We start from the raw sequence: 1,683 nt of genomic DNA, 5'->3' as shown, positions 1-1,683 counted from the left end.
GTATAAATGAGCCAATACAAGCATCTTGCACAGTCGCAAAGATACCATATTTACCAATGTTTAAAACTTAAAATGACACAATCTGCCATTGCCAATGGTGCAAATACCGTTATGAAGGTTAGAGATCAGACTTATGCAACGGGGGGGTAATGGTTGCTGTACTCGACAAGTAGAACGCTTAATTGAGTGCATTCATTCAATTAAAAAAACTTATTAAAAATCAAGAAAATAATACGCGTTATTAATTTTTAAGAAATTTCTAAACTTAGTATTAAAGCAGGGCTTTGCAGCTGAATTTAGACTAACTTCAAAGAGTTTTTCAATCATTTTCAGGCTATTTTTACTATTTTTTTATTGTATTTGGTGCAGGCAAGGCCTACCTCAAAATGATGTTCATTCTATTATTATTTCCTAAATTTTTAAAAATCCAGTGGGCTTTTGATATTGCCTTTGTTTAATTCTTTAACCACATGGGTATAAATCATTGTGGTGGAAATGTTCTTATGTCCAAGCAACTCTTGAATGGATCGAATATCAACTCCATTTTGCAATAAATGGGTTGCGTAAGAATGCCTGAATGTGTGTGATGATATTTTTTTATTAATATATGATCTATCAACGGCATGCTTGATATTCCTGCCAAAGGTTTTGTCCAGCACATGAAAACGCATCACTAAGTCACCTCTAGGATCTTTAGAAATCTTACTCATTGGGAATAAATATTGCCATTTAAATTCTTTGTTAGCATTTGGGTATTTTTGCTCTAATCTATAAGACAGTATTACCAAGCCATAACCATTATTTAAATCTTGAGTGTGTATTCTACGTACATCATTAATATGTAGATTGAGCAGATCTTTAATTGTATTGGGCAGAGGCAGGTGCGATCTGATTGAGATTTTGAATCAAAAATATAAACATTATCAAGGCCAAAATCTATATCTTTAATGCGTAGATTTAACAGCTCTTTCATGCGCAATCCACAACCATACATGAGTGACAACATTAGCCTATACACGCCTTTCATATTGTAAATAACAATCGCCACTTCTTCTTGCGTTAGTACGATAGGGATATGAATTTTCTTCTTAGCACGAAGCGCTTGAATGTTTTCATTTTTAATGGATATTTCCAGTACTTGTTCATATAAAAATAGCAGAGCGTTAAATGCTTGATTTTGCGTACTCGGCGCCACCTTTTGTTTAATCGCCAAATGCGTTAAAAACCTTTCAACTTTTTGCTCAGCATTTTCAAGCATCTCAATCCTGCTTTGCACATTTGAAAATTTAACGAAGCGCCTCACCCAATCACAATAAGTATTCTCAGTGCCATAAGCATAGCCTTGCCTGCGCAACAAGGCTCGCATTTCTTCTAACAATGTCTTATTCTTGGGTACAATACTCATAAATATTAAAAAAATCAGATTAATTATTGACAGGTTTTTATTATAATACCCAATATTAGGTTATTGGCAATTTTTTTGATAAAAACTGGGAAAATATGCCCGATTTTGTTTTTAATATAGTGTATCAGGGCAATAATGCCTTATACTAATAGTTCACACGGCGCTTCGCGCCGTGTGAACGGTGGAGTTGACCTGCGGTCTAACACTATCTTCTTGGTGCGAAGCACCTTCGAACATAGCGTTCGACCTGACCAATTCTCCAGCATAAAAAAGAGGCT

At 34.9% G+C, this 1,683-nt stretch carries 2 protein-coding genes; both read right to left on the bottom strand.

Going from position 1 to position 1,683, the window contains the following annotated elements; all coding sequences use genetic code 11:
* Positions 1-419: 419 nt before the first annotated feature.
* Positions 420-710, bottom strand: a complete 291-nt coding sequence (locus tag BTHERMOSOX_RS11025) for a tyrosine-type recombinase/integrase (protein ID WP_138121179.1) — start codon at positions 708-710, stop codon at positions 420-422.
* A 92-nt stretch (positions 711-802) separates the two neighbouring features.
* Positions 803-1,405 (bottom strand): phage integrase N-terminal SAM-like domain-containing protein, encoded by a 603-nt coding sequence (locus BTHERMOSOX_RS11020; RefSeq protein ID WP_138121178.1) that lies wholly within the window; start codon positions 1,403-1,405, stop codon positions 803-805.
* Positions 1,406-1,683: the final 278 nt, after the last annotated feature.

Source organism: Bathymodiolus heckerae thiotrophic gill symbiont (assembly GCF_900128515.1).
Classification (GTDB): domain Bacteria; phylum Pseudomonadota; class Gammaproteobacteria; order PS1; family Pseudothioglobaceae; genus Thioglobus_A.
The sequence above is the reverse complement of the archived record's forward strand: the minus strand, read 5'-3'. Positions and strand labels throughout refer to the sequence as shown.